General features: G+C 70.3%; 25 protein-coding genes. 6 read left to right on the top strand and 19 right to left on the bottom strand.

Features of this window, described 5'->3' with window-relative positions; translation table 11 throughout:
* Positions 1–229 precede the first annotated feature (229 nt).
* The 4 genes from SGA01_RS08810 to SGA01_RS08795 form a co-directional block, all read right to left on the bottom strand.
* Positions 230–1,273 (bottom strand): LacI family DNA-binding transcriptional regulator, encoded by a 1,044-nt coding sequence (locus SGA01_RS08810; RefSeq protein ID WP_141294982.1) that lies wholly within the window; start codon positions 1,271–1,273, stop codon positions 230–232.
* Positions 1,274–1,383: 110 nt separating this feature from the next.
* Positions 1,384–2,217, bottom strand: a complete 834-nt coding sequence (locus SGA01_RS08805) for an ATP-binding cassette domain-containing protein (protein ID WP_141294980.1) — start codon at positions 2,215–2,217, stop codon at positions 1,384–1,386.
* Positions 2,214–3,209, bottom strand: a complete 996-nt coding sequence (locus SGA01_RS08800) for an ABC transporter permease (RefSeq protein WP_141294978.1) — start codon at positions 3,207–3,209, stop codon at positions 2,214–2,216. The genes SGA01_RS08805 and SGA01_RS08800 overlap by 4 nt, the downstream gene beginning before the upstream one ends.
* A gap of 185 nt (positions 3,210–3,394) precedes the next feature.
* On the bottom strand, positions 3,395–4,408 hold the full coding sequence (locus tag SGA01_RS08795) for a sugar ABC transporter substrate-binding protein (RefSeq protein WP_141294976.1): 1,014 nt from the start codon (positions 4,406–4,408) through the stop codon (positions 3,395–3,397).
* A gap of 299 nt (positions 4,409–4,707) precedes the next feature.
* Here SGA01_RS08795 and SGA01_RS08790 point away from each other — a divergent pair, with 299 nt between their 5' ends.
* The 3 genes from SGA01_RS08790 to SGA01_RS08780 all read left to right on the top strand — a co-directional run bounded on the left by SGA01_RS08790 (position 4,708) and on the right by SGA01_RS08780 (position 8,852).
* A complete protein-coding gene (locus SGA01_RS08790) occupies positions 4,708–5,679 on the top strand; it encodes a carbohydrate kinase family protein (protein ID WP_141294974.1) in 972 nt (323 codons plus the stop codon).
* Positions 5,680–5,887: 208 nt separating this feature from the next.
* On the top strand, positions 5,888–8,443 hold the full coding sequence (locus SGA01_RS08785; RefSeq protein WP_229917977.1) for a GH32 C-terminal domain-containing protein: 2,556 nt from the start codon (positions 5,888–5,890) through the stop codon (positions 8,441–8,443).
* A 112-nt stretch (positions 8,444–8,555) separates the two neighbouring features.
* A complete protein-coding gene (locus tag SGA01_RS08780; RefSeq protein WP_141294970.1) occupies positions 8,556–8,852 on the top strand; it encodes a putative quinol monooxygenase in 297 nt (98 codons plus the stop codon).
* An 82-nt stretch (positions 8,853–8,934) separates the two neighbouring features.
* Here SGA01_RS08780 and SGA01_RS08775 read toward each other — a convergent pair whose 3' ends face one another.
* The 3 genes from SGA01_RS08775 to SGA01_RS08760 form a co-directional block, all read right to left on the bottom strand.
* On the bottom strand, positions 8,935–9,216 hold the full coding sequence (locus tag SGA01_RS08775) for a glycoside hydrolase family 32 protein (protein WP_167534045.1): 282 nt from the start codon (positions 9,214–9,216) through the stop codon (positions 8,935–8,937).
* 473 nt (positions 9,217–9,689) lie between these two features.
* The gene (locus tag SGA01_RS08765; RefSeq protein ID WP_055640917.1) at positions 9,690–11,018 is read right to left on the bottom strand and encodes a class I SAM-dependent RNA methyltransferase; all 1,329 of its coding nucleotides are present in this window, start codon (positions 11,016–11,018) and stop codon (positions 9,690–9,692) included.
* Positions 11,019–11,099: 81 nt separating this feature from the next.
* Positions 11,100–13,154 (bottom strand): APC family permease, encoded by a 2,055-nt coding sequence (locus SGA01_RS08760; RefSeq protein WP_141294966.1) that lies wholly within the window; start codon positions 13,152–13,154, stop codon positions 11,100–11,102.
* Between the two features lie 234 nt (positions 13,155–13,388).
* Between SGA01_RS08760 and SGA01_RS08755 the strand changes: the two genes are divergently transcribed.
* Together SGA01_RS08755 and SGA01_RS08750 are read left to right on the top strand one after the other, a co-directional pair.
* Complete coding sequence (locus SGA01_RS08755; RefSeq protein ID WP_141294964.1) at positions 13,389–14,057, top strand: potassium channel family protein; 669 nt, start codon at positions 13,389–13,391, stop codon at positions 14,055–14,057.
* Positions 14,057–14,734 (top strand): potassium channel family protein, encoded by a 678-nt coding sequence (locus SGA01_RS08750; RefSeq protein ID WP_141294962.1) that lies wholly within the window; start codon positions 14,057–14,059, stop codon positions 14,732–14,734. The genes SGA01_RS08755 and SGA01_RS08750 overlap by 1 nt, the downstream gene beginning before the upstream one ends.
* 134 nt (positions 14,735–14,868) lie before the next feature.
* Here the strand turns inward: SGA01_RS08750 and SGA01_RS08745 are convergent, their stop codons facing one another.
* The 8 genes from SGA01_RS08745 to SGA01_RS08710 form a co-directional block, all read right to left on the bottom strand.
* Positions 14,869–15,627, bottom strand: a complete 759-nt coding sequence (locus SGA01_RS08745; protein WP_141294961.1) for a DUF3159 domain-containing protein — start codon at positions 15,625–15,627, stop codon at positions 14,869–14,871.
* 3 nt (positions 15,628–15,630) lie between these two features.
* A complete protein-coding gene (locus SGA01_RS08740; protein WP_078627107.1) occupies positions 15,631–16,029 on the bottom strand; it encodes an OB-fold nucleic acid binding domain-containing protein in 399 nt (132 codons plus the stop codon).
* Positions 16,030–16,087: 58 nt separating this feature from the next.
* Positions 16,088–16,774 carry a response regulator gene (locus SGA01_RS08735; RefSeq protein WP_141294959.1) on the bottom strand — a complete coding sequence of 229 codons (687 nt, stop codon included), beginning with the start codon at positions 16,772–16,774 and terminating at the stop codon, positions 16,088–16,090.
* A 179-nt stretch (positions 16,775–16,953) separates the two neighbouring features.
* Positions 16,954–19,500 (bottom strand): DUF4118 domain-containing protein, encoded by a 2,547-nt coding sequence (locus SGA01_RS08730; RefSeq protein ID WP_141294957.1) that lies wholly within the window; start codon positions 19,498–19,500, stop codon positions 16,954–16,956.
* Between the two features lie 132 nt (positions 19,501–19,632).
* Positions 19,633–20,385, bottom strand: coding sequence for an ABC transporter ATP-binding protein (locus SGA01_RS08725; protein WP_141294955.1), 753 nt, complete (start codon positions 20,383–20,385; stop codon positions 19,633–19,635).
* 187 nt (positions 20,386–20,572) lie between these two features.
* Entirely contained in the window at positions 20,573–21,343 is a 771-nt protein-coding gene (locus tag SGA01_RS08720) for a DUF3710 domain-containing protein (RefSeq protein WP_141294953.1), read from the bottom strand.
* A gap of 1 nt (position 21,344) precedes the next feature.
* The gene (dut, locus tag SGA01_RS08715) at positions 21,345–21,857 is read right to left on the bottom strand and encodes a dUTP diphosphatase (RefSeq protein WP_055640924.1); all 513 of its coding nucleotides are present in this window, start codon (positions 21,855–21,857) and stop codon (positions 21,345–21,347) included.
* Entirely contained in the window at positions 21,857–22,441 is a 585-nt protein-coding gene (locus SGA01_RS08710) for a PaaI family thioesterase (RefSeq protein ID WP_041131652.1), read from the bottom strand. Before SGA01_RS08710 ends, dut begins: the two co-directional genes overlap by 1 nt.
* Before the next feature lie 58 nt (positions 22,442–22,499).
* Between SGA01_RS08710 and SGA01_RS08705 the strand changes: the two genes are divergently transcribed.
* On the top strand, positions 22,500–23,054 hold the full coding sequence (locus SGA01_RS08705) for a DUF3093 domain-containing protein (protein WP_141294951.1): 555 nt from the start codon (positions 22,500–22,502) through the stop codon (positions 23,052–23,054).
* Between the two features lie 49 nt (positions 23,055–23,103).
* On the opposite strand, the gene SGA01_RS08700 is transcribed toward SGA01_RS08705, so the two are convergent.
* The 4 genes from SGA01_RS08700 to SGA01_RS08685 form a co-directional block, all read right to left on the bottom strand.
* Positions 23,104–24,195 carry a hypothetical protein gene (locus SGA01_RS08700; protein WP_141294949.1) on the bottom strand — a complete coding sequence of 364 codons (1,092 nt, stop codon included), beginning with the start codon at positions 24,193–24,195 and terminating at the stop codon, positions 23,104–23,106.
* A gap of 12 nt (positions 24,196–24,207) precedes the next feature.
* A complete protein-coding gene (locus SGA01_RS08695; protein ID WP_003955561.1) occupies positions 24,208–24,504 on the bottom strand; it encodes a DUF4193 domain-containing protein in 297 nt (98 codons plus the stop codon).
* Between the two features lie 395 nt (positions 24,505–24,899).
* Positions 24,900–26,138 (bottom strand): sensor histidine kinase, encoded by a 1,239-nt coding sequence (locus SGA01_RS08690; RefSeq protein ID WP_141294947.1) that lies wholly within the window; start codon positions 26,136–26,138, stop codon positions 24,900–24,902.
* A 5-nt stretch (positions 26,139–26,143) separates the two neighbouring features.
* Positions 26,144–26,797: a response regulator transcription factor gene (locus SGA01_RS08685; RefSeq protein WP_017237674.1), complete on the bottom strand. Its 654-nt coding sequence runs from the start codon at positions 26,795–26,797 to the stop codon at positions 26,144–26,146.
* Positions 26,798–26,808 lie beyond the last annotated feature (11 nt).

The following is a 26,808-nucleotide window of genomic DNA, read 5'->3' as shown; positions in this document are numbered from 1 at the left end:
GGCACAACCTCGTCGCCGGCCAGGGACCTTCGTGTGGCATGCCTCTCGATTGACTGCCGGGCAGCGCCCCCTGCCTGTACTCGGCCCATCAGCCGAGGGGCAGGGCCACTGGCACCGTTCTCAGCCCGCGAGGGCAACGGACTGCGAACCCGCTGGCCAGGGTGGCGGCCTCTACCGGGCTGGCATCGAGCGGGTCACGAGGGCGCCCGGGGTATCAGGGTTGTGGTGCTCAGTTCCTGGCCGTTGTCGGCCTGGCAGCGTGCGGGAGCAGTTCACTGGAGCCGCGGATCACCAGGCGGGTGGGGACCATGATGGTCCGGACGCGGCTGTGGGCGCCGTCCAGGCGGGCGAGCGCGGTCTTGGCCGCTGTTTCACCGATGGTCGCGGGGTCTTGGGCGACAACGGTCAGTGCCGGTTCGAGGGCTTCGGCGAGTGGGAGGTCGTCGAAGGTGATCAGGGCGATGTCTTTGCGGCGTGCACGGGCGAGTTGTGCGATGACGCCGAGGGCCATCATGTTGTTTCCGGCGAAGATGGCGGTGGGCGGATTCGGCAGGTTCAGCAGTGCTGTGGTCTCGGAGGCGGCCCCGTCCTGGCTGTGGGCGCCGGTCACCAGGGTCCGGTCGTAGGGCAGTCCGGCCTCGGCGAGCGCCGAGCGGTAGCCGGCGAGCCGTTCACGCTGGGTGTAGAGCTTGGCGGGAAGGTCTCCGATGAAGCCGATGCGGCTGTGGCCGCGGGCGATGAGGTGGGACACGCCCTCGTGGACGCCGGTCCGGTTGGAGCTGACCACGCAGTCGGCGGACAGACCGACGCCCGGCCGGTCGAGGAAGACCACCGGCAGCCCTGCCGTGCGCGGCGCCTTGAGGTGACTGTGGTCGGCTCCGAACGCGGGGACGACCATCAGCACGCTGACGCGCCGGGCGAGAAAGGTCTGGATCAATGCCTTCTCGCGGTCCGGGTCTTCAGCTGACGAGCCCATGAGCAGAGTGAGCCCGCGGCTGCGCACGACGTCTTCTATGCCGCTGGCGACGGTTCCGAAGAAGGGGTTGCCCAGGTCCGGTACGACCAGGCCGACGGTGGTGTCGGGGCCTCCGACCCGAATGTTGCGGGCCATCAGGTTCGGCTGGAAGCCGAGCTTCGCGACCGCGGCGAGCACACGCTCACGGGTCTGCGGAGAACTCGGCCCGTCCTCGTTGAGGACCCGGGACACCGTCTTGGCGCTGACGCCCACTTCCTTGGCGACATCGGCCAGTGTGGGGCGACGGTTAGCGGCCATGTACCACCGTTCTTGTGCGTTCGTCGGGCCCGACCCCTGCCGAGGGCCGGGCCCGCTGTCCTGTCTATGCGGCGACCCTGCGTTCTACGCGGCGTTGCCCCCGCGGTGACTCAGTGGGCGGACACGCCTGCCGCCTCGGCAGCATCCGCGTCGGCAACGACCGTACCTCCATCGTCGCTCACCCTGAGCGCCCCCGTCATGATGGCGACGACCTCCGCCATCGAAAAGTCGGAAGGCTTGATCAGGGCTTCGCGCCGGCCGAGCCGGTGGATGTGGATGCGGTCGGCGATCTCGAAGACATGCGGCATGTTGTGGCTGATCAGGACCACGGGCATGCCCTTGTCGCGGACTCGGCGGATCAGGTCGAGGACCTGTCCCGATTCCTTGACGCCCAGCGCGGCGGTGGGCTCGTCCATCACGACGACGCTCTTGGCCCAGGCGACGGACCGCGCGACCGCCACAGCCTGGCGCTGGCCTCCGGACAGGGTTTCCACCGGCTGGGTCAGCGACCGCAGCCCGATCTTGAGGTCGGCCATGTGGGCGGCCGCCTCCTGGCGCATGCGCTTCTTGTCGAGCATGCGCAGCGCGCTGCCGAGGAGGCCCGGCCGGCGCAGCTCGCGTCCGAGGAACATGTTGGAGGCGATGTCCATGGAGGCGGCGACGGCAAGGTCCTGGTAGACGGTCTCGATGCCGTGCTGCCGGGCGCTCTGCGGTCCGGTGAACCTGATGGGTTCGCCGTTCAGCCGGATCTCGCCCTCGTCGGGGGTGATCGCGCCGGTGAGGGCCTTGATCAGGCTCGTCTTGCCGGCGCCGTTGTCGCCGATGACGGCGAGGACCTCGCCGGGCAGCAGGTCGAAGTCGGCGCCGTCGATGGCGGTGACATGACCGTACCGCTTGACCAGGCCGCGGGCCTGGAGCACGGGTGTGACATCGGAAGTGCTCATCGTGCCTTCTTCCGGGAGATCTGGTCGACGGTCACGGCGAGGATCACCAGGACGCCGGTGATCAGGGTCTGGTAGATGGAGGCGACGCCCATCAGCTGGAGACCGTTGCGGAACACACCGACGATGAGGACGCCGATGAAGGTGCCGAGGACGGCTCCCCGACCGCCGAAGAGGCTGGTTCCGCCGAGGACGACGGCGGTGATGCTGTCGAGGTTGTCGGTCTGTCCGGCCTGCGGGTCACCGACGCCGGTACGGGAGATCAGGAGCAGCGCGGCGATTCCGTAGACGGCTCCGGCCAGGGTGTAAAGACCGATCGTCAGCCGGGAGGTGCGGATGCCGTTGAGGCGGGCCGCCTCGGGGCTGTTGCCCAGCGCGTACACGTGACGGCCCCAGGACGTGCTGCTCAGCGCGTAGGCGAAGACCAGGAACAGGGCGATGGTGACGAGCGAGCCGTAGGTGATGTCGGTGTTGCCGAGCGGGAAGGTCTCACCGAGGGCGGTCAGCGGTCCGGGGAGGTTGGTGATCGTCTGTTCGGCGGAGTAGATGTGGGTCAGGGCGAAGGCCACGTTCAGCATGCCGAGGGTGACGATGAACGGGGGAAGCGGGATCAGCTGCACCAGCAGACCGTTGACCAGACCGAAGCCCGCGCACACGGCCAGGCCGAGGGCGATCGCGACAAGCGGGGGCAGGCCGCTTTCGGCTGCCGTCTTGGCGATGACGATGCTGCCGAACGCCATGACGGCACCGCAGGACAGATCGATGCCGGCGGTGAGGATGATCAGGGTCTGGCCGATGGCCAGTGTGCCCACGACCATGACCTGCTGGACGATCAGCGAGAAGTTGCCGCCGGAGAGGAACTGCTCGGTCGTCAGGGAGAAGAAGACACAGGCCAGCAGCAGGGCGACGAGCGGGCCCGTGGTCGGCGTGGTGAGCAGCCGGCGGACCGTGGTCGGTCCTTTCAGCTGTTCGTAGGGCAGGGGTGTGGCAGTCATGAGGGTCCTTGCCGGTGGTCGATGATCGGCGGAGCGGGGTTCGTCAGAGGGTTGGCGGAGGGCTGTTCGCCGGGGCACGCCGCGAAGGGTGCGGGTAGCCCGGCCTTACGGACGGGGAGACCTGGTTCGGGCTGTTCGGCCGCAGGAGCGGCCTGTACGACCGCAGGCACACCCCGATGCCGGGCTCAGCCCCAGCACTTCTCCAGGCCGTAGGCGGTGTCCTTGGAGTCGACCCCCGTCTTGGCGGCGTCGGTGACGAGCGTGACGCCGGTGTCGGTGTAGCCGGATGCCTTCTTGCCGTTCTTGGCGAAGTCGGCGACCGCCTTGACGCCCTGGGATGCCATCTGGAGCGGGTACTGCTGCGAGGTCGCCGCGATCTTGCCTTCCTTGACGGCCTTCGTGCCGGTGCAGCCGCCGTCGACGGAGACGACGAGCACCTTCTTCTCCAAGCCCTTGGCCTTGAGCGCGGTGTAGGCGCCCAGTGCGGCCGGCTCGTTGATCGTGTAGACGACGTTGATGTCCGCGGACTTCTGGAGGCAGTTCTCCATTGCCGTCTGGCCCTTGGCCTGGTCGCCGCCGGTGTCCTGCATGCACACGATCGACGGGTCGCCCTCCGCGACGCCGAAGCCCTTGAGGAAGCCCTGGTGGCGCTGCACGCCCACCGCGACGCCGGGCGCGAGGTCCAGCGTGGCGATCTTCGCCTCCTTGCCGGCCATGGCCGCCTTGGCGTACTGGCCGATGAGCTCGCCCGCCTTGACGTTGTCGGTGGCGAACAGGGCGTCGGTGGCGTCCTGCGGGTCGGTCGGGCTGTCGAGCGCGATGACCAGGACGCCCTTGGCGCGTGCCTTCTCGAGGGCGGGGACGATCGCCTTGGAGTCGTTGGGCGTGATGAGGATGCCCTTGACCCCGGAGTTGACCATGTTCTCGATGGCGGTGACCTGGCCCGCGTTGTCGCCGTCGAACTTTCCGGCCGCGCTGACGAGTTCGACGCCGTTGTCCTTCGCGGCCTGCTCGGCGCCCTCCTTCATCTTCACGAAGAACGGGTTCGTGTCCGTCTTGGTGATCAGCCCGACCTTGACCCCGTTGCCGCCGGACCCGCCCTGCGCGCCGGAGCCGCAGGCCGTCAGGGTCAGCGCCGAGACGGCGGCGAGAGCGGTGAATCCGATGGAAGCGAAGGCGCTGCGGCTTCTGCGAAGCATGACTGATCTCCTGCTGGACGAGGGCGGAACGGCCGTGGATCCAGGTGCTGCAGAGCAAGGGAACTGCTGCTGGCGAACGCACCGGAGCGGTGTCATCGTTGACCGATGTCATCGTTGACACCGCTTGCGGAGGATGATGAACTCCATCACCCGGAAACGTCAATGCCTTCCCGCCGTCACAACTCGGCAACGCTGCCCGCCCGCACCGCCTCACGCCGAGAGCGCCGCTCTCCGTGAGCTTCCTCAAGGCCCCTAGAAAACGCAGCCTTCCCGCGCTGCCCACCTGGAGAGAACGAGCCATGCGCCTGCCTCTGGTCACCGTCCTTGGAGAATGCGTCGCGGACGCCTTCACCGCCCCCGCACCCGTTCCGGGCGAGCTTTCCCTGCGGGTCCTGCCGGGCGGCGGTCCGGCGAACACCGCTGTGGCGCTCGCCCGTCTGGGCACGCCCGCCCGCTTCCTGGCGCGGCTGTCCGACGATGTCTTCGGGCGCCTGTTCCGCGGGCACCTGGAAGCCTCGGGTGTCGACCTCACGGCCGCGATACACGCGCCCGAGCCCAGCACGCTGGCCGTCGCCGAGCTGGACGCTCAGGGCCGGGCCGCGTACTCCTTCCACGCCCAGGGCACCGCGGACTGGCAGTGGACGGCCGATGAACTCGCGGCCGTGGACCTGACCTCCACGGCCTGCGTGCACTCGGGCTCCCTGGCTCTGGTGCGCGAGCCCGGCGGCACGGTCGTGGAGGACTTCCTCGCCCGCGCCTCCGCCACGGCCACGATCTCCATCGACCCGAACGTCCGGCCGCTGCTCGTGGCGCCCGAGGTCTACCGGGAACGCCTGCCGCGCTGGTGTGCGATCGCGGACATCCTCCGCCTGAGCGAGGACGACCTGGAACTTCTGCTGCCCGAGTACACGATCGAACGCGCCTGCGACACCTGGCACGCGGCGGGTGTCCCGCTCGTCGTGATCACCCGAGGGGAACGCGGCGCGGTCGCGTCGCTGAACGGCGTGCGCACCGCCATACCCACACCTTCGACCGCTGTGGTCGACACCGTCGGCGCGGGCGACTCCTTCACCGCGGGCTTCCTGCACCATCTCGGGGCCAAGGGGCGCCTCGGCGGGCGACTGACGGATCTGCGGGTCGACGACGTCTTCGACGCCTGCGCTTTCGCCGCCCGGGTGGCGGCGCTGACCTGCGGGGTCGTCGGGCCGAACCCGCCGTGGGCCAGCCAGTTGCCCCAGCCGTCACCCGTGGCCGGGCACCTCGCCGGCTGAATCGGCGGCCTGAACGAACTCGAACCAAGCCATTGACGCGCGGCCCGGAGCACGCACATCATCACTGCGCACTGGGTGTCATCGCTGACACATGTCATCGATGACACTCCTTCCGGGCTGTCCCCCACCGCCCGGCACTGCGAATCCCCCGGCGTCGTCCCATACCAGCGGACGCGGGCACGACGACGCCCACAGTGCAGGAGAAACCATGAGCCGAGCCCCCGCACTCCGCCGTGTCCCGCGGCGCCTCGTCGCCACCGCGGTAGCGGCATGCGCCCTTACCGTCACCGCCGTCGCCCCCCAGGCGGTGGCGGAAGACAGCCGGCCGTACACGGAGACGTACCGCCCGCAGTTCCACTTCAGCCCCGCGAAGGACTGGTTGAACGACCCCAACGGACTGGTCTGGTACCAGGGCGAGTACCACCTCTTCTACCAGTACAACCCGAGCGGCAGCACCTGGGGCAACATGTCCTGGGGGCACGCCGTCAGCAAGGACCTGGTGCGCTGGCAGGAGCTGCCCCTCGCCATCCCCCACGACGACCGGGAGATGGTCTTCTCCGGCAGTGCCGTCGTCGACCGCAACAACACCACGGGGTTCGGAACCCGTACGAACCCGGCGATGGTGGCCGTCTACACCAGCCACTACAAGGACAGCGGCAAGCAGGCCCAGTCCCTCGCGTACAGCACCGACCGCGGCCGTACCTGGACGAAGTATGCCGGGAACCCCGTGCTCGACATCGGGTCGAAGGAGTTCCGCGACCCCAAGGTCCAGTGGTATGCACCCACCAAAAGCTGGCTGATGACGGTGTCGCTGTCCACCGAACGCAAGGTCCGGTTCTACTCCTCCAAGGACCTCAAGACCTGGACGCACCTGAGCGACTTCGGCCCCCAGGGCGCGGTGGGCGGCGTCTGGGAATGCCCGGACTTGTTCCCGCTTCCCGTCGACGGTGACCCCCAGCGCACCAAGTGGGCCCTCGTCGTCAACATCAACCCCGGTGGAATCGCCGGCGGTTCAGCCGCCCAGTACTTCGTGGGCGACTTCGACGGCACGAAGTTCACGCCCGACGACGACGGCTCCTACACGCCTCCGGCCGGAGTGGTGATGCAGGACTTCGAGGGAGCCGACTACGGCACCTGGCAGACGACCGGCACCGCCTTCGGCAGCGGGCCGATCCCCGCGCCGGCGCCCGACCCCTCGGGCACGAACGGCTTCGAGGGCAAGGGACTCGTCGACAGCCTCCGCGGCGGCGACTCCGAGACCGGCACCCTCACCTCCGCCCCCTTCACCGTCAACGCCCCGTACCTCAACTTCAAGATCGGCGGCGGCCGTCACCCTTACGTCCCCGGCTCCGTGATGGGCGACTTCCCCGCCCCCGCGGGCGAGGTCCTCGCCGACTTCGAGCAGGACTCCTACGGATCCTGGACCACCACCGGCACCGCCTTCGGCACCAGCCCCGCACACGGCACCCTCCCCGGACAGAACCCCGTGTCCGGACACACGGGCACCAGCCTGGTGAACACGTTCCTGAACGGCGACGCAACCACGGGCACCCTCACCTCGCCCGAGTTCACCATCACCGCCAAGCACCTCAACCTCCTTGTCGGCGGCGGCAACCACCCCTCCGGAGCTGACGCGCCCACCGCCGTCCGGCTCATCGTCGACGGCAAGACGGTACGCAGTGCCACCGGCGCCGACTCCGAATCCCTCAACTGGGTCTCCTGGGACCTGGGCGACCTCGCCGGCCGGACCGCGCGCATCGAGGTCGTCGACCAGAACACCGGCGGCTGGGGACACATCCTGCTCGACCAGGTCATGCTGTCCGACACCCCCGCACGGCCCCGCTCGACAGAGACCACGGTCAACCTCCTCATCGACGGCAAGGTCGTCCACAGCGCGACCGGCGCGGACAGCGGAACCCTGGACTGGGCCTCCTTCGACCTCCGCGCCCACCAGGGCAAGCAGGCCACCATCCAGATCGTCGACATGAACACGGCCGGCTGGGGCCATGTCATGGCCGACCACTTCGTCGCCGCCGACCAGTCGGCCCGCTCCAACCTGCAGCGAGCCGACTGGGTCGACTACGGCAAGGACTACTACGCCGCCGTCTCCTGGGAGGACAGCCCGGACGGCAAGCGCCGCATGATCGGCTGGATGAACAACTGGCAATACGGCAACAACACCCCGACCTCACCCTGGCGGGGCGCACAGAGCATCCCGCGAGAGATGGCTCTGCGCACGGTGAACGGCCGGATCCGGCTAACGCAACAGCCCGTGTCCACCGTGGCATCGCTTCACGGACCCCTGACCAGCGTGCGCAGCACCAGAATCGCGGCCGGTTCCATGCCGCTGGCCGCGGGCCGGGCCGACGGCAAAGCACTCGACATCCGGGCCACGTTCACCCTCAGCGACGCCAAGCGTTTCGGGTTCAAGGTGCGCACGGGGCAGGGTCAGGAAACCGTCATCGGCTACGACAGGGAGACCCAGGAGCTCTACGTCGACCGGACGCGTTCGGGCGCAGTGGACTTCCACCGCGACTTCCCCGGCATCCAGCGCGCACCGCTGACAGCCAAGAACGGCAAGGTCGAACTCCGGATCCTGGTCGACTGGTCCTCGGTCGAGGTGTTCGGCGGCCAAGGCGAGGCCGTGATCACGGACCAGATCTTCCCCAGCCCGGACAGCGACGGCATCCAGCTCTTCGCCGAAGGCGGCTCTGCCCGCCTGGACAGCGCCAACGTCTGGCAGATGCGGTCATACCGCAGCTGACCATCTGCCCAGCCCCCCTGACGGTGTGGAGGCGGACACCGCTCCTCAACCGACCGCCTCCACACCGTTCCGCCCTGCCGGCACCACCGGCGACAGAACAGGAGTCAAAATCATGAACAAGAAGTCGCTGCTGGCCGAGTTCACCGTGCGCCCCGGAAACGAGGAACGTGTCGCCGAGCTGGTCCAGGACTACGCAGCCCGCGTCCGCGAGGAGCCCGGCAACCTCGCCTTCGAGGTGTACACGAAGAAATCCAACCCCTTGGCGTACTGGATCTTTGAGGTGTATGCGAGCGAGGCCGCCTTCCAGACCCACTTGGCGGCCCCCTACGGCCCGCCGTTCAACGCGGCGCTCCAGCCCCTGATACAGGAGAAGGAGTCCCTCCTCACCTTCCTGAGCCCGCTCGGCTGAGGAATCGGCGCCGGCCTCGCAGGTCGCGCACCACCAGCAGGCGGGTCGTCGGCCGGATTCGCCAAGGCCGAGCCTGGGTCCTTCATTCCCTGCAGTTGAGGGCGCGCGTCAGCGGCCGGTTCGCCGCGCGCGCCGCTTCGAGCTCGGCTTCCCTTTCTGCAACCCGCACCTTGTGCTCGGTGGACAGCGACACCGTCATCAGCCAGCCCTTGGTGGGCTTGTGCCACTGGACCTTGTCCGTGGCGAGGCCGCGGAACGCAACCGCCGCGCAGACGAGCAAGCCCAGGAGGCAGCACAGCAGAAATGGGAAAGCGCCGTGCACAAAGCCCACGCCGCATACACCCACGCCTATCGCGTAAAGCACCTCGAAGAACAGTCAGACGCCTGGCACCAGGCCAAGCGTCTGGCCGATACGTGATAGCCGTACGCGAGCACGCCACCTCACTGCCCCCGGACAGAAGAGAACCGAGATGGAGACGTGGCTCGCGTTCGCAGACGCCCACCTTCAACAGCTCACGGACTCCACCTGGGCACCGAAACTACCCACACCGCCACAGCCCAGCAGCGCAGATCTAGAGCCCTTCCTCGACCACCGAAGCCCTCAAGGACCTCACCCCTACTGAGCCCCAAACCAGGCCATAACCGGCATAACTTCACCAAGAGAAGGCAAAGAAGGGGCACTGGCAGGCGGCACCCCATGCACCGCCACCTGCAAGAACACGCACCTGACACCCCATTAGAACGAGCGTCAAATGAGCGTCACGAGCGTCATTTCAGCGTCAAGATATCGCCCGTACCGCCCACACCGCACATAATGCGCACGCACAAAACCGCAGGTCAGGCGTCCTTCTTCACCGGCTCCAGGATCGCCACGCACTCCACATGGTGCGTCATCGGGAACAGGTCGAAGGCGCGCAGTGTGCGGACCTTGTAGCCGCGGTCCGCGAAGTAGGAGATGTCGCGGGCCAGGGCTGCCGGGTCGCAGGCGACGTAGGCGATGCGGCGGGCGCCCAGGCCCGCGAGGTGGTGGACCGTCTGCTTGCCCGCGCCGGCGCGGGGCGGGTCCAGGACGATGAGGTCGACGTCCGTGATGCCCGTGCGCGGGAGGACGGACTCGACCTTGCCCTGCTCGATGCGGACGCGCGGGAATCCGGCGAGGTTGTGGCGGGCGTCCTCGACTGCGCGCTTGCCCGACTCGATGCCGAGGACCGCGCCCTGCTCGCCGACGCGGTCCGCGAGGGCGCCCGCGAAGAGGCCGACGCCGCAGTAGAGGTCGAGGGCGGAGTCGCCCTTGCGCGGGAGGAGGCCCTGCATGACGGCCTTCATCAGGGTGTCGGCGGCCTTCGGGTGGACCTGCCAGAAGCCGCCGCTGCCGACGCGGTGGGTGCGCTCGTCGGCGCGCTCGCGGACGAAGGCGCGGCCGTGGACGCGGTGGACTCCGCCGTCCTTCTCGTCGACGCGGAGGACGGAGACCGGCTTGTCCAGTTCGACCAGGGGGAGGCGGCCGCCGGGCTTCGGGGTCAGGATCACCTGACGGTCGCCGGAGCCGGAGGCGGCGATGGCCTCGACCGAGGCCATGCCCTCCCAGGTGCGCTTCTCGATGCCGAGCTCCGAGACGCCCTGGGCGGCGATCATGCAGTGGTCGATGATCTCGACCTCGTGCGAGCGGTGCTTGCGCAGGCCCGCGTGGCCCTCGGCGTCGATCGCGTACTGGACGCGGGTGCGCCACTGCGGGACCTCGCCCGACGGCAGCTTGTCGCCCTCGGCCGGCATGACGGTGCCGTCCCAGCCGGCCTCCTCCGGGGTGAGCCCGGCGAGCCGCAGCAGCTGCTCGGCGATGACCTCGCCCTTGAGGCGGCGCTGGGCGCCGGGCTTGGCGTGCTGCCAGTCGCAGCCGCCGCACTTGCCGGGGCCGGCGAAGGGGCAGGGGGCCTCGACGCGGTCCTTGGAGGGTTCGAGGATCGTGATCGCGTCGGCGCGCAGGAAGCGGGAGGTCTCCTCGCCCTCGGTGACGCGGGCGACGACCTTCTCGCCGGGCAGCGCGTGGCGGACGAAGAGGACGCGGCCCGCCTCGGTGCGGGCGATGCAGTGCCCGCCGTGGGCCACCGGACCGACCTCGACCTCGTACTCTTCCCCGACCAACGACGAAACAGGGGTGTTCTGCATGGCGGGGGGACTCCAAGAGGAAGTGACGGTGGGCCGCCGTTCGTGACAGTTCGGACGGCAGCCCACCAGTCTAGTTGTTCTTTACCGGTTGTTCTTCGCGGCCGGTTCCTTCTGGCCCTTCTCCACCGGGCCACGGCGGACCGAGCCCGGCGCGTTCCACTCCTGGCGCTTCCGGGCCCGCTTCTTCGCGGCCTCGGAGGACTGGAGCTGGTACGGCACCGAGGTGACCATGACGCCGGGGGTGAAGAGCAGCCTGCCCTTGAGGCGGAGCGCGGACTGGTTGTGGAGCAGGTGCTCGTACCAGTGGCCGACGACGTACTCCGGGATGTAGACGGAGACGGCGTCGCGCGGGCTCTCGCGGCGGATGCTCTTCACGTACTCGATCACCGGCCGGGTGATCTCGCGGTACGGGGAGTCGAGGATCTTGAGCGGAACGTTGATGCCGCGCCGCTCCCACTCCTCCTTGAGCGCCTTCACCTCGACCGGGTCGACGTTGACGGTCAGCGCCTCCAGCTCGTTGGCGTGCATGAGCTTGGCGTAGGCCAGGGCGCGCAGGGTCGGCTTGTGGAGCTTGGAGACGAGGACGATGGAGCGGACCCGCGAGGGGCGCACGTACTCGTCGGGGCGTTCCTCGGCGGCGGCGATCTCGGCGGACACGGAGTCGTAGTGCCGGCGGATCGCGGTCATCGTCCCGTAGAAGATCACCATGCCGAGCAGGGCGACCCAGGCGCCGTGGGTGAACTTGGTGGCGAGGACGACGACGAGGACGAGGCCGGTGAAGAAGGCACCGAAGGCGTTGATCGCGCGGGAGCGGATCATGTGGCGGCGCTTGGCGGGCTCGCGTTCCGACTTCAGGTGCCGGTTCCAGTGCCGGACCATGCCGATCTGGCTGAGCGTGAAGGAGACGAAGACACCGACGATGTACAGCTGGATGAGCCGGGTCGAGTCGGCTCCGTAAACCCAGACGAGGAGCGCTGCGGCGCCGGCGAGGAGCACGATGCCGTTGGAGAAGGTGAGGCGGTCGCCGCGGGTGTGCAGCTGGCGCGGCAGGTACCGGTCCTGGGCGAGGATCGAGCCGAGGAGCGGGAAGCCGTTGTACGCGGTGTTGGCGGCCAGGAAGAGGACGAGCGCGGTGGCGGCGGCGAGGACGACGAAGAAGAACGTTCCGTCGCCGAAGACGGCGGCCGCGACCTGGGAGATGACCGGGTCCTGGACGTAGCCCTCGCCGACCGGCACTCCGTTGTGGAGGAGGTCCTCGGCGGGCTTCTCGGCCATCCGGACGTCGGTGGCCATGGCGAGGAAGATGATGCCGCAGAACATGGTGACGGCCAGGCCGCCCATGAGGGCGAGCGTGGTGGCGGCGTTCTTCGACTTCGGCTTCCGGAAGGCGGGGACGCCGTTGGAGATCGCCTCGACGCCGGTGAGCGCGGCACAGCCGGAGGAGAAGGCGCGGAGCAGCAGGAAGACCAGCGCGAAGCCGGCCAGACCCTCGTGCTCGGCCTTGATCTCGAAGTCGGCGGTGGGGGCCTTCATGGTCTCGTCGAGGACGATCCCCTGGTACGCGCCCCAGGCGATCATGATGAAGACGCCCGCGACGAAGACGTACGTCGGGATGGCGAAGAGGCTGCCCGACTCCTTCACTCCGCGCAGGTTCATCAGCGTCAGCAGGACGATGACCCCGACCGCGCAGGCCACCTTGTGCTCGACGACGAAGGGGATCGCGGAGCCCAGGTTCTCGATGCCCGAGGAGATCGAGACGGCGACGGTCAGGACGTAGTCGACGAGCAGGGCGCTCGCCACGGTGAGTCCGGCCTTCGGCCCGAGGTTGGTGTTGGCGACCTCGTAGTCGCCGCCGCCGCTCGGGTACGCGTGCACGTTCTGGCGGTACGAGGCGACGACCGTGAACATCAGGACGACGACCGCGAGCGCGATCCACGGGCTGAAGTGGTACGCCGACAGGCCCGCGACGGAGAGGACGAGGAGCACCTCACCTGGCGCGTACGCCACCGAGGACAGCGGGTCGGAGGCGAAGACGGGGAGGGCGATCCGCTTCGGGAGGAGGGTTTCCCCGAGCTTGTCGCTACGCAGGGCCCGCCCGATCAGGATCCGTTTGGGCACGTCGGTCAGTTTGGACACGGAGAGGATCGTAAGCGTTCGAAATCCGCCATGCTCACCGGCACCCCCGATCCGCACGGAATCTCCCTCAGTACCACCTGCGATGCGGTCCCCGCCAGCGTTGCCGCATAAGCTCGGACCGGACAACCCGGCAGGGTGTTGTCCGCCGCGGCCCGGGCCGATCGGGCGAGGAAAGTTGTGGGCAGGGTGTTTTCGCAGGTCAGCAGGGCGATCAGGAGTGCGGGGTAAGGGGACGTGCACATCGTCATCATGGGCTGCGGGCGAGTGGGAGCCGCTCTCGCGCAGACCCTCGAACAGCAGGGGCACACCGTCGCGGTCGTCGACCAGGACCCGACGGCTTTCCGTCGTCTTGGGTCCGGTTTCGGCGGCCGTCGCGTGACGGGCGTGGGCTTCGACCAGGACACGCTGCGTGAGGCAGGGATCGAGGACGCCGGTGCCTTCGCCGCGGTGAGCAGCGGCGACAACTCGAACATCATCGCGGCGCGGGTCGCACGCGAGATGTTCGGCATCGAGAACGTGGCGGCGCGGATCTACGACCCGCGCCGTGCCGAGGTCTACCAGCGCCTCGGGATCCCGACGGTCGCGACGGTCCGCTGGACCGCCGACCAGATGCTGCGCCGGCTTCTGCCCTCCGGCGCGGAGCCCCTGTGGCGCGACCCGAGCGGCGGTGTGCAGCTCGCGGAGGTGCACACCTCTCCCGCCTGGATCGGCCACAAGGTGAGCCGGCTCCAGGAGGAGACCGGAGTCCGTGTCGCCTTCCTCACCCGCCTGGGCGAGGCAGTTCTGCCGACCTCGCAGACGGTGCTCCAGGAGGGTGACCTGGTGCACGTGATGATGCGTACGGACGAGATCGCGAAGGTCGAGGAGGCCTTCGCCGAGGGTCCTGAGGAGGGCGGTCACTGATGCGTGTCGCTATTGCGGGCGCGGGTGCGGTGGGCCGTTCCATCGCGGGCGAGCTCCTGGAGAACGGTCACGAGGTCCTGCTCATCGACAAGGCGCCGACCGCCATCTCGGTGGAGCGCGTGCCGCAGGCGGAGTGGCTGCTCGCCGACGCCTGTGAGATCACGTCCCTCGACGAGGCGGCGCTCCAGCGCTGCAACGTGGTGATCGCGGCGACCGGCGACGACAAGGTGAACCTGGTCGTCTCGCTCCTCGCCAAGACCGAGTACGGCGTGCCGCGGGTCGTCGCCCGGGTGAACAACCCGAAGAACGAGTGGCTGTTCAACGAGGCCTGGGGCGTGGACGTCGCCGTCTCGACGCCGCGGCTCATGTCGGCCCTGGTCGAGGAGGCGGTGAGCGTCGGCGACCTCGTCCGGCTGCTCCGCTTCAGCCACGGCGACGCGAACCTGGTCGAGCTGACGCTCCCGCCGGAGTCGGCGGTCGCCGGCACGGCGGTCGGGGACGTGGACTGGCCCCAGGACACCTCGCTGGTGACGATCATCCGCGGTTCGCGGGTGCTGACGCCAAGCCCGGAGGAGACCCTGGAGGCCGGCGACGAGCTGCTGTTCGTGGCCGCGCAGGCCCGCGAGGAGCAGCTGGAGGACCTGCTGCAGGTCCGCCGCGAGACCACCGAGTCCTGAGCACACGGGATACGCCGAAGGGCCCGGACCTGTTCGTCAGGTCCGGGCCCTTCCGCGTGCCGTGCTTCGCGTGACGTACTCCGCGTGACGTGCCTCCGATCGGCCCGCCTCCGCGTGGAGCGTCGGTACGAGGCTCAGGCCTCCGGCGTGCCGCTCTGCGCGGCGGCCGCGGCCGCCTTGCGCTCCTTCTCGGCGCGCTCCTCGGCCTCAATCTCGGCGAAGACGTCGATCGGCGGCGGCGCCTTCGCGAGGAACATCCAGGTGAGGTAGACCGCGAGCAGGAACGGCGGGATCTTCAGGGCGACCAGGACCCAGCCGAACTTGGTCGTGTCGGCCCACCAGTACATGGGGAAGAGGATCGCGCACTTGGCGAGCAGGATCAGGCCCCAGGCCAGGCTGGCCTTCGCGTACGCCTTCTTTCGGCCGGGGTTGCGGGTGCGCCAGGAGAGGTTCTCCTTGAACACCGGGCCGAGGATCAGGCCGATCAGCGGGACGCCCGCGAGCGTGGTGATGAGGTACGCGAGGGCGAGGCCCAGGGTGTACAGCATGCCCGGCAGGTAGAAGTCCTTGGCGTTGCCCGTCATCATCGCGAAGACGACACCGAAGGCGACACCGAAGACGCCGCTGAAGGCGTGCTTGACGGTGTCGCGACGGATCAGCCGGACCGCGACCAGGACCAGCGAGACCGCGAGCGCGGCGATCGCCGAGACGTGCAGGTCCTTGTTGATCGTGAAGATCGTGACGAAGAGCAGGCCGGGCACGACCGTCTCGATCATGCCCCGCAGACCGCCGAAGGCCTCGAACAGCGCGGCCTCGGTGACCTCCTTCGAGGCCTGGGCGTCCTGCGGGGCCTGGGCGTCCTGATCCGTGGTCGGCTTGTCGAGGGACGTCACCGGCTACTCCTGTCCGAGCGGTCGGAGCTCGTATTTGGGGTTGAAGAGGACCCGCCGGCCGTGGCTCATGGAGATCCGGCCGGAGGCGATCAGCTTGCGGCCCGGTTCGATGCCCACGATGGAGCGGCGGCCCAGCCAGACGACGTCCAGCGGTGCCGTGCCGTCGAAGAGCTCGGCCTCCAGCGCGGGCACACCGGCCCGGGGACGCAGCGTGACCGTGCGCAAGGTACCAGTCACCTTGACTATCTGGCGGTCGGAGCAGTCACAGATACGTGTGCACCCGGTGGCCTCTGCGTCCTCCTGGAGCTCCTCCGACTCCAGGTCCTCCGGGGTGGAGGAGAGCCGGTCGAGCATCCGACGGAACCTTCCGGCCGGCTTCTCAGTACGCGGTGCAGCACTCATACAGAAAGCGTACCGGCCTCCACCGTCACCAGGACCGGCCGCACACACGACGTTCGCTTCATCGTTCGAAGCGGTATCCCATGCCCGGTTCGGTGACGAAGTGGCGGGGGTGCGAGGGATCGGCCTCCAGCTTGCGCCGCAGTTGCGCCATGTAGACGCGGAGGTAGTTGGTCTCCGTGCCGTACGAGGGTCCCCAGACCTCCTGGAGCAGCTGCTTCTGGCTGACCAGCCGCCCGCCGTTGCGGACGAGGACCTCCAGGAGGTGCCACTCGGTGGGGGTGAGCCGGACGTCCCGGCCGTCGCGGTGGACCTTCTTCGCCGCCAGGTCGACGGTGAAGCCCTCGGTCTCGACGACGACCACGCCGTCCTCGGCGCCGCCGACCGGCTCGGCGCGGCGCACGGCCGCGCGCAGCCGCGCGAGCAGCTCGTCCATGCCGAAGGGCTTGGTGACGTAGTCGTCGGCGCCTGCGTCGAGTGCCTCGACCTTCTCGTCGGAGGTCTGGCGGGCGGAGAGGACCAGGATCGGCACCCTCGTCCAGCCGCGCAGGCCCTTGATCACCTCGACGCCGTCCATGTCGGGCAGGCCGAGGTCGAGGACGACGACGTCGGGGTGGCGCTCGGCGGCCAGCCGGAGGGCGGTGGCGCCGTCGGCTGCGGCGTCGACCTCGTACTTCCGCGCCTTGAGGTTGATCACCAGGGCGCGGACGATCTGCGGCTCGTCGTCGACCACGAGGACCCGGGTCATGGAGGGGGACCTACCTTCTTCGGTGCCCGTTGCGGGCGGCTCGGCTGATGATGGTGGGGCTTGCGGGGCTGTCGGGGCTATAGGGGCTGGCGGGGCTCTACGGGAGCACGGGCGGCGCCGGAGGGCCACGGGAGCGGGGGCGGCGCCGGACGGGTGCGGGAGCGGGTCTCCCGGTCGGCTCAGGTCACGGCGTGCGCCGGGAGCTCCGCGGCCGGTTCCGGGGGCGCGCCCCGCACGGCCCTGAGGGTGAGCACCATGGTCAGTCCGCCGCCCGGGGTGTCCTCGGCGGCGAGGGTCCCTCCCATGGCCTCGACGAAGCCGCGGGCGACCGCGAGGCCGAGGCCGACGCCGGCGCCGCGGGGCGCGTCGCCGAAGCGCTGGAACGGCTCGAAGATGCCGTCCTTGCTCTCGTCGGGCACTCCGGGGCCGCGGTCCACGACCCGCAGCTCGACGCGTTCTCCCAGGGTGCTGGCCGCGACCGAGACGGGTTCGCCGTCGGGGCTGTACTTGACGGCGTTCTCGACGATGTTGGCGACGGCCCTCTCCAGGAGGCCCTTGTCGACCTCGACCATCGGCAGCGTCTCGGGGATGTCGAGCTCGGCGCTGCCGTCGGGCACTCCCCCGAGGGCCATCGGGACGACCTCGTCGAGGTCCACGCCGCGGATGAGCGGGGTGACGGTGCCGGTCTGGAGGCGGGACATGTCGAGGAGGTTGCCGACGAGGTGGTCGAGCCGGTCGGCGCCCGCCTCGATGCCCTCAAGGAGTTCGGCGCGGTCCTCCTCGGACCACTCGACGTCGTCGGAGCGGAGGGAGGTGACGGAGGCCTTGATGCTCGCGAGCGGCGTGCGCAGGTCGTGGCTGACGGCGGCGAGGAGCGACGTACGGATCTTGTTGCCCTCGGCCAGCTTCCTGGCCTCCTCGGCCTCGCCGACGAGCCGCTGCCGGTCCAGGACGACCGCGGCCTGGGCCGCGAACGCGCCGAGGACGCGCCGGTCCTCGGCCGGCAGGACCCGGCCGGTCAGCGCCAGGGCCAGATGGTCACCGACCGGCATGTCCACGTCGGCGTCCTCCGGGCGGGCCACCGGGTGGGAGCCGACGCTGGCGGCCGGGGTCCACGGTTCGATCTCGTCCGCCCGCTCCAGCAGGGTCACCGACTCCATCGAGAAGGTCTCGCGGACCCGTTCGAGGAGGGCGTCCAGGCTGGTCTCGCCGCGCAGCACGCTGCCCGCGAGGTACGACAGGACCTCGGACTCGGCGCGCAGCCGGGCCGCCTGGTGGGTGCGCCGGGCCGCCAGGTCCACCACCGAGGCGACCGCCATCGCGACGCCGAGGAAGACGCTGATGGCGACGATGTTCTTCGGGTCGGCGATGGTGAGCCGGTGGACGGGCGGGGTGAAGAACCAGTTCAGGAGGAAGGAGCCGACCGCGGCCGAGGCGAGGGCGGGCAGGAACCCGCCGAGCATCGCCGCGGCGACGGTCAGGGCGAGGAACAGCAGCATGTCGTTGGCGAGGCCGAGGTCGGCGTCGACGTGCGTGAGGAGCAGGGCCAGGGCGGCGGGCCCCCCGACGCCGACGAGCCAGCCGCCGAGGATCCGGGACCGGCCGAGGCGCGCCCCGCGCGCGACGGGCAGCCCCCGGCCCTTGGCGACCTCGCTGTGGGTGACGATGTGGACGTCGAGATCGGGGCCGGACTCCCGGGCCACGGTCTGGCCGACACCGGGGCCGAAGATGTACTGCCAGGCACGGCGGCGGCTGGAGCCGAGGACGATCTGGGTGGCGTTGACCCCGCGGGCGAACTCCAGGAGCGCGGAGGGGACGTCGTCGCCGATGACGTGGTGGAACGTTCCGCCGAGATCCTCGACGAGGGTCCGCTGGACGGCCAGCTCCTTCGGCGAGGCGGCGGTCAGGCCGTCGCTGCGGGCGATGTAGACGGCGAGCACCTCGCCGCCCGCGCCCTTCTCGGCCAGCCGTGTGGCCCGGCGTATGAGCGTGCGGCCCTCGGGGCCGCCGGTGAGGCCCACGACGATGCGCTCCCGGGCCTGCCAGGTGGAGCGGATGTTGTGCTCGCCCCGGTACTGCTGGAGGTACTCGTCGACCCGGTCGGCCGTCCACAGCAGTGCGAGCTCGCGCAGGGCGGTGAGGTTGCCGGGGCGGAAGTAGTTGGAGAGGGCCGCGTCGACCTTGTCGGACGTGTAGATGTTGCCGTGGGCCATGCGGCGGCGCAGGGCCTGCGGCGACATGTCGACCAGCTCGATCTGGTCGGCCCGGCGGACGACCTCGTCGGGGACGGTCTCCTTCTGCCGTACGCCGGTGATCGACTCGACGACGTCCCCCAGCGACTCCAGGTGCTGGATGTTGACCGTCGACACGACGTCGATGCCGGCCGCGAGGAGCTCGACGACGTCCTGCCAGCGCTTGGAGTTCCGGGCGCCGGGGACGTTCGTGTGGGCGAGCTCGTCGACGAGCGCGACGGCCGGCTTCCTGGCCAGGACCGCGTCGACGTCCATCTCGGTGAAGGTGGCGCCCCGGTGCTCCAGGGTCCGGCGCGGGACCTGCTCCAGGCCGTGCAGCATCACCTCCGTGCGCGGCCGTCCATGGTGCTCCACGAAGGCCACGACGCAGTCCGTGCCGCGCTCGATCCGGCGGTGTCCCTCGGAGAGCATCGCGTACGTCTTGCCGACACCCGGCGCAGCGCCGAGATAGATCCGAAGCTTGCCGCGTCCCATGGCACGACCATACGTCCAGCCAATCGGACATTCCGTACGCGGGCGGAGGCGCCGGTGCGGTATTGACGTGATTCTGATGTCCCGAGGCCGACGGACCCGGACCGGCCGGCCCGGACCCGCGGCCCCCTGGACTCAGTGCTCGACGATCTCGCCGTCGCTCAGCTCCAGGACCCGGTCCGCCAGGCCCAGGAGCTGCGGGTCGTGCGTGGCGACCAGAGCCGTACAGCCCTCGCTGCGCACCACCGCGCGCAGCAGCTCCATGACGGCGAGCCCGGTCTCCGCGTCGAGCTGGCCGGTCGGCTCGTCGGCGATCAGCAGGGCCGGCTTGTTGGCGAGGGCGCGGGCGATGGCGACGCGCTGCTGCTGGCCGCCGGAGAGCTCGCCGGGCCGCTGGGCCGCGTGATCGGCGAGGCCCACGAGGGAGAGCATCAGCGCGACCCGCTCCTCGCGCTCCTTCGGGTCGGCCTTGCGCAGCCGGAGGGGTACGCCGACGTTCTCGGCGGCGGAGAGGATCGGGAGGAGCCCGAAGGACTGGAAGATGAAGCCGATCCGGTCGCGGCGCAGCTCCAGGAGCCCGTTCTCGCCGAGCGTGGAGAGGTCGGTGCCGTCGATGACGATCCGGCCCCCGTCGGCACTGTCGAGGCCGCCCACGAGGTTGAGCAGGGTCGTCTTGCCGGAGCCCGAGCGGCCCTTCAGGGCGACGAGCTCGCCGCGCGGGATGTCGAAGGAGACCCCGCGCAGGGCGTGGACGGCGGCCTCGCCCGTCCCGTACGAGCGCCGGAGGTCCTCGACCCGGACCATCGGCAGGCCGGCCGGGTCCTCGGCGACGGCCGTTCCGGACCGTGTGCTGCTCTCACTCACCGTGTGCTCCCCCTCCTCGAACATGTGCGCCCGCCAGTATGGTCCGCGGCCGGGCCCCAGGGCCAGAGCCCGCGACGGGACGGACTGCGGGAACGGCGGGGGTCGGCGGGAGGATCGGCGGGGAAGCCGGGGGGAAAACGGCCGGTGGGCCGCTTCCCGTACCTCTGTACGGGAAGCGGCCCACCGCTCGTTCTCGAACCTCGATCGCGGCTCAGCGGATCTCGGTGACCTCCGGGCCGCGCTGGAGCTGGCCCATGCCGCCGGAGAAGCGCGAGTTCGCCTGCTCCTCCTGCTGGACACCGTCCGGCACCATCTGTGCGTCGTTCGGCAGCTTGAGGACGATCGGGTCGCGCGGGGCCATCGGGCCGTCACCGCGGACGACCACGGTGTCCCGCACGATCTGCTCCAGGAGCCCGGCCGCCTCCGGCTGCACCGCGCCCTGCCCGGAGATCACTCCGCGCAGGAACCAGCGGGGTCCGTCGACGCCCACGAAGCGCACGAGCTGCACGCCGCGGTTGCCGTCCGGCAGCTGTACGGGGACCTGGGCCCGCAGCTCCCAGCCGAGGGGGCCCTCGACCTCGTCGATCACTCCGCCCTGCTGGACGATGCCCGTGGCGATCTCGTCACGGACCTCGCCCCAGATGCCCTCCTTCTTGGGGGCGGCGAAGGCCTGGAGCTGCACGGCGCTGTCGCGCAGGACGACGGTGGCCGCGACGATCGCGTCGCCCGCCACCTCGACCCGCAGCTCCATGCCCTCGACTCCGGGCACGAACACGCCACCGAGGTCGACACGGCCGTCCTCCGGCGTCGTGACCTCGGAGATGTCCCACGGCCCGTCGGGCCGGGGCGCCGGCGGAAGGTTCACCCGACGCGGCGCGTCGGCCGAGGCCTCACCGTCGCGGGACCCGACCTCCTCGACGACCTGCTCGGCCTCGCCCGCTGCGTCCTCAGCGGCACCGCTCTTCTTGCGACGTCCGAACACGTCACTGTCCTTCCCGGTCGGATACGACCGAAGCGTATCGATTCCCACCCGTTGCGCCGTCCACGGCGGCATGGCCGCCGGTGGACCCGAAGCCCCCCTCGGCCCGTGCCGAGCCGGGAAGCTCCGCCACCTCGTGGAAGCGAACCTTCTCGACCTGCTGGACGACCAGTTGGGCAATCCGGTCGAACCGCTCGAACCGCACGCTCTCGCGCGGGTCGAGATTGACCACGATCACTTTGATCTCTCCACGGTACCCGGCATCCACCGTCCCCGGGGCATTCACGAGCGCGACTCCGCAGCGGGCGGCCAGGCCGGAGCGCGGGTGCACGAAGGCCGCGTACCCGTCCGGCAGCGCGATGGAGACCCCGGTGGGCAGCACGGCGCGCTCCCCGGGGGCGAGGACGGCGGCCTCGGTGGTCACGAGGTCGGCGCCGGCGTCGCCGGGGTGCCCGTAGGCCGGGATCGGCACCTCGGGGTCCACGCGGCGGATCAGTACGTCGACAGGGTTGCGCATCAGGGGTTCACCTCGAAGGCGCGGGCGCGCCGGACCTGGTCGGGGTCGGACATGGCGGCCTGGATCTCCTCCGGGCGGCCGTTGTCGATGAAGTGGTCGACCTTGACCTCGATGAAGAGGGCGTCCGCGCGGACGGCGACGGGGCCCTCGGGCCCGCCGATCCGGCCGACGGCGGTCGAGTAGATCTTGCGGCCGTGTACGGCGGTGACCGCGGCCTCCAGGTGGAGCACGGTCCCGACCGGAACGGGCCGGGCGAAGTCGGTCTCCAGCCTGCCGGTCACGGCGATGACCCGCAGCAGCCAGTTCAGGGAGCCGAGGGTCTCGTCGAGCGCGGTGGCGAGGACGCCGCCGTGCGCGAGGCCGGGGGCGCCCTGGTGGTCGGGGGTCACGGTGAACTCGGCGGTGACGGTCACACCCTCGCCCGCCCGCGCCTCCAGGTGCAGGCCGTGGGGCTGCCCGCCGCCGCACCCGAAGCAGTACTCGTAGTGCGCACCGAGCAGCTCGCCGGGGGCCGGGGCGTCGGGGTGGCGTACCGGCGGTATGGCGTCGGCCGGCGGGGTGAGGGCGGCAGATGTTGCAGTCACAGGCGCAGACCTTACCCGCGCGGCCGGGCGCGGGTCGCGCCGTGCCAAGCTTGGACGCATGCAGCCTTCCGTGCCGTCCCCCGCCCCCTCCTCCGAGCCTTCGCCCGCGTCGTCCGCCGCGGCGCCCGCCGCATCGTCCCCGGTGGCGGCCTCGGCGGCGGTCGGGCCGCGTTTCGACGAGCGGCTGACGGCGCCCCGCTCGTGGTGGGTCATCGCGGGCCTGCTCGGCCTCTCCGGCGGCCTGGTCATGTTCCCGCTGGGTACGGTCGCGACGCTGGGCGGTCTGATCGTGGCGGCGGTGGTCGCCGGTGCGGCGGTCTCCTCGTACGGCTCCGCCCGGGTCCGGGTGGTGGCGGGTTCGCTCGTGGCGGGCAACGCACGGATCCCGGTCTCGGCGCTCGGGGCGGCCGAGGTGCTGGACGAGGAGGAGGCGCGCGCCTGGCGCACGTACAAGGCGGACCCGCGCGCCTTCATGCTGATGCGCAGCTACGTGCCGCGGGCGGTGCGGGTCGAGATCACCGACCCGGCGGACCCGACGCCGTACGCCTACCTGTCCAGCCGTGAGCCGGAGGCCCTGGTGGCCGCCCTGGAATCCGTACGCGCCGAGGCCTGATCCCGCGCAGCCCCCGGGCCGGGCTCTCGTCCGGCCCGGCCGCGGGCTCTCAGAAGCCGAGCTCCTTCGGGTTCTCGGGCTGCTCCAGCGGGGGCAGGTCCCCGAGGACGTCCCAGGGGACCTGGCGGGCGCGCAGGTCCTTGCGGATGTGCTCGGCGAGCTTCTTGGTGTCGCGCCGGTTCATGACCGCGCCGACGGCGGCGCCGACCATGAAGGGCGTGAGGTTCGGCAGATTGCGCACCATGCGCTTCGTGATCTGCTGGCGCAGCTCGCGCTTGAGCTGTCCGCCGAGCGCCGCGTTGACCGTGGTGGGTTTGGAGGGGTCGATGCCCCGCTCCTCGGCCCAGGAGGTCAGATAGGCCATCGAGCGCTGGGTGATCCGGCCCTGCGGGCGCAGTCCGTACACCTCGTGCAGTTCGGCGATGAGTTTGAGTTCGACGGCGGCGACGCCGGTGATCTCGGCCGCCAGTTCGGCCGGCATGGCCGGCGGTACGGGAAGCATGGCGGCGGCGCCGACGCCGGCACCGACGGTCGAGCTCGCGTTCGCCGCGCCCGTGACGAGCTTGTCGGCGATCGCCTCGGGGCCGAGCCCGGGGAACTGTCTGCGCAGGGTCGCCAGGTCGCGGACCGGGATCCGCGGGGCGAGATCGATCAGCCGGTCGGCCAGATGGCCGATGCCGGCCTTGGCGCTGTCGCCGCCGCGCTTCACGCCGTCCTTGACGCTGCGCGCGACGCCGCGCCGGACGGCCTCGATCCGGTCGCTGTCGATCTTGATCTTGTCGAGTTGGGCCCGCGCCGGATTGGCCAGCCGCCTGACGGCGCCCAGACGTCCTTCGCGCGCTTCGCCCCGGCCGGCCTCGCTCCGCTCCACGGGGAGCGGCGCCGCGTCCGGCCCGGCGCCCTGATCGGCGCCCGGCTCGACGCGCACACCGGTCACCGCCTCGATGTCCGCGACGACCGCTTCGAGCGAGGCCGAAGGGCCCCGCTCGTCGTCACGTGCACCGAGGGAGGGCAGGGAAGCGGCTTGCTCGGCGTCAGGGGCCTCCTGGGCACCCTCTGCCGGGCTCGTGCCGCCCTTGTACGTCTGCGAGCTCCCAGGGAGCCGTAGACGCCGCTTCCGGGACGGTGTCTCGCCTGCCACGGCCGAGCGGTCTCAGTCGCAGTCGCGGCAGATCGGCTGGCCGTTCTTCTCCCGCGCCAGCTGGCTGCGGTGGTGCACGAGGAAGCAGCTCATGCACGTGAACTCGTCGGCCTGCTTCGGCAGGACCCGAACGGCCAGCTCCTCGTTCGAGAGGTCGGCGCCGGGCAGCTCGAGGCCTTCGGCGGCCTCGAACTCGTCGACGTCGACGGTCGAGGTCGACTTGTCGTTCCGGCGGGCCTTCAGTTCTTCAAGGCTGTCCGAGTCGACGTCGTCGTCGGTCTTGCGTGGGGTGTCGTAATCCGTTGCCATGTCGCTCTCCCCCTCTGGGTAGTTGCGGTGTCTCCAGCGCACGTAACGCGTGAGAGGTCGGACTTGTGCCCGACCTGAGGCGGAGATTTTGCCTCACATCAAGGTCTGTTACTCAATCGACACCCGTCGCGCCCTCTCACGAGTGATCGGCTTCGGGTGGCGAACCGGACCGTACACGGTCCTCCGGGCGCCCTTCACAGGCGCCACCCCGTGTACTTCCCGTCATTCGGGGCCCCGGAAACCCGGACTTTTCCTGGTTTTCCGAGGGATTTCTCGGTCACGGAGAGTGGAGGTCCGGACACCCTCTCCTGTGATCGATCACACATGAGCGTCTCAGAATCGGGGCCCGAGAATTCCGCGCAAAGCGAACGGAACCGGTCGGCTCGTGCAGTGTGTCAGATCGGCAGAGTGACACGCATCACGAGACCGCCGCCCTCGCGGGGCTCCGCGATGATACGGCCGCCGTGGGCGCGAGCCACGGACCGAGCGATCGACAGGCCGAGACCGACCCCCTTGTCGCTGCCGGTGCGCTCCTGCCGGAGCCGCCGGAACGGCTCGAAAAGGTTGTCGATCTCATACGCGGGGACCACCGGTCCCGTGTTCGAGACGACCAGGACGGCCTGCCCGTGCTCGGTCTCGGTACCGACCTCCACCCAGCCTCCTTCCGGCACGTTGTACCGCACGGCGTTCTGGAGCAGGTTCAGCGCGATCCGCTCCAGCAGGACGCCGTTGCCCTGGACGACGGCGGGCGCGCGCTCGCCCCTGATCTCCACGCCCTTGGCCACGGCCTCGGCGTGCGTCTGGTCGACCGCCCGGGAGGCGACCTCGGCGAGGTCGACAGGCTTGCGCTCGATGATCTGGTTGTCGCTCCGGGCGAGCAGCAGCAGGCCCTCCACGAGCTGCTCGCTGCGCTCGTTGGTGGCGAGCAGGGTCTTGCCGAGCTGCTGGAGCTCCACGGGCGCCCCGGGGTCCGAGAGGTGGACCTCCAGGAGCGTGCGGTTGATGGCGAGCGGGGTGCGCAGCTCGTGCGAGGCGTTCGCGACGAAGCGCTGCTGGGCGGTGAAGGCGCGCTCCAGGCGCTCCAGCATCTCGTCGAAGGTGTCGGCGAGCTCCTTGAGCTCGTCGTCGGGGCCGTCCAGCTCGATCCGGCGGGCCAGGTCGGAACCGGCCACCTGGCGGGCGGTGCGGGTGATCCGGCCGAGCGGGGAGAGCACCCGGCCCGCCATGGCGTAGCCGAAGGCGAAGGCGATGATGCTCAGGCCGAGCAGGGCGAAGAGCGAGCGGCGCAGGAGGTCGTCCAGGGCCAGGTCGCCCTGGTGCCGCAGACAGACCGACACGGCGTCGTTGAACTGCTTGCCACTGCCCTGGACGGGCAGCTCGCACCAGGAGGTGGTGGGCTGCACCTTGCCCGTGACGATCTCGAACGGCAGTTTGGCCGCGCTCTCGCCCAGCGTCTGCGCCGTGAAGAGGTAGATGATCGAGAGCAGCAGGATGCCGGCGATCAGGAACATGCCGCCGTACAGCAGCGTGAGCCGTATCCGGATGGTCGGGCGCAGCAGCGGCCGGACGGGGTCCCGGGGGTCCCAGGTCGGTTTCGGCGGCGCCTGGGGGTGGGGTGCGGAGGTCGTGGGCATCGGGGTCAGATCCGGTACCCGGAGCCGGGCACGGTGACGATGACCGGGGGCTCGCCGAGCTTGCGGCGCAGGGTCATGACGGTGACGCGCACGACGTTGGTGAACGGGTCGGTGTTCTCGTCCCAGGCCTTCTCCAGGAGCTGCTCGGCCGAGACGACGGCGCCCTCGCTGCGCATGAGGACCTCCAGGACGGCGAACTCCTTCGGCGCGAGCTGGACCTCCTTGCCCTCGCGGAAGACCTCGCGGCGGTTCGGGTCGAGCTTGATGCCGGCGCGCTCCAGGACGGGCGGCAGCGGCACCGTGGTGCGCCGGCCGAGCGCGCGCACGCGGGCGGTGAGCTCGGTGAAGGCGAAGGGCTTGGGCAGGTAGTCGTCCGCGCCGAGCTCCAGGCCCTCGACGCGGTCGCTGACGTCGCCGGACGCGGTGAGCATCAGCACGCGCGTGGGCATGCCGAGCTCGACGATCTTGCGGCAGACGTCGTCGCCGTGGACGAGCGGGAGGTCGCGGTCGAGGACGACGACGTCGTAGTCGTTCACCCCGACGCGTTCGAGGGCCGCGGCGCCGTCGTACACGACGTCGACTGCCATGGCCTCCCGGCGCAGTCCGGTGGCCACCGCATCGGCGAGCAGCTGCTCGTCCTCGACGACGAGTACACGCACGTCGTAGTCCT

Source organism: Streptomyces gardneri, from assembly GCF_006539185.1.
Taxonomy (GTDB): Bacteria; Actinomycetota; Actinomycetes; order Streptomycetales; family Streptomycetaceae; genus Streptomyces; species Streptomyces gardneri.
This window is presented reverse-complemented; position numbering and strand designations above follow the sequence as displayed.

Coding starts and splice junctions, on each gene's coding strand:
- SGA01_RS08810 (WP_141294982.1), bottom strand. CDS start 1,273: ATGGCCGCTAACCGTCGCCCCACACTGGCCGATGTCGCCAAGGAAGTG.
- SGA01_RS08805 (WP_141294980.1), bottom strand. CDS start 2,217: ATGAGCACTTCCGATGTCACACCCGTGCTCCAGGCCCGCGGCCTGGTC.
- SGA01_RS08800 (WP_141294978.1), bottom strand. CDS start 3,209: ATGACTGCCACACCCCTGCCCTACGAACAGCTGAAAGGACCGACCACG.
- SGA01_RS08795 (WP_141294976.1), bottom strand. CDS start 4,408: ATGCTTCGCAGAAGCCGCAGCGCCTTCGCTTCCATCGGATTCACCGCT.
- SGA01_RS08790 (WP_141294974.1), top strand. CDS start 4,708: ATGCGCCTGCCTCTGGTCACCGTCCTTGGAGAATGCGTCGCGGACGCC.
- SGA01_RS08785 (WP_229917977.1), top strand. CDS start 5,888: ATGAGCCGAGCCCCCGCACTCCGCCGTGTCCCGCGGCGCCTCGTCGCC.
- SGA01_RS08780 (WP_141294970.1), top strand. CDS start 8,556: ATGAACAAGAAGTCGCTGCTGGCCGAGTTCACCGTGCGCCCCGGAAAC.
- SGA01_RS08765 (WP_055640917.1), bottom strand. CDS start 11,018: ATGCAGAACACCCCTGTTTCGTCGTTGGTCGGGGAAGAGTACGAGGTC.
- SGA01_RS08750 (WP_141294962.1), top strand. CDS start 14,057: ATGCGTGTCGCTATTGCGGGCGCGGGTGCGGTGGGCCGTTCCATCGCG.
- SGA01_RS08740 (WP_078627107.1), bottom strand. CDS start 16,029: ATGAGTGCTGCACCGCGTACTGAGAAGCCGGCCGGAAGGTTCCGTCGG.
- SGA01_RS08735 (WP_141294959.1), bottom strand. CDS start 16,774: ATGACCCGGGTCCTCGTGGTCGACGACGAGCCGCAGATCGTCCGCGCC.
- SGA01_RS08730 (WP_141294957.1), bottom strand. CDS start 19,500: ATGGGACGCGGCAAGCTTCGGATCTATCTCGGCGCTGCGCCGGGTGTC.
- SGA01_RS08725 (WP_141294955.1), bottom strand. CDS start 20,385: ATGTTCGAGGAGGGGGAGCACACGGTGAGTGAGAGCAGCACACGGTCC.
- dut (WP_055640924.1), bottom strand. CDS start 21,857: ATGCGCAACCCTGTCGACGTACTGATCCGCCGCGTGGACCCCGAGGTG.
- SGA01_RS08705 (WP_141294951.1), top strand. CDS start 22,500: ATGCAGCCTTCCGTGCCGTCCCCCGCCCCCTCCTCCGAGCCTTCGCCC.
- SGA01_RS08695 (WP_003955561.1), bottom strand. CDS start 24,504: ATGGCAACGGATTACGACACCCCACGCAAGACCGACGACGACGTCGAC.
- SGA01_RS08690 (WP_141294947.1), bottom strand. CDS start 26,138: ATGCCCACGACCTCCGCACCCCACCCCCAGGCGCCGCCGAAACCGACC.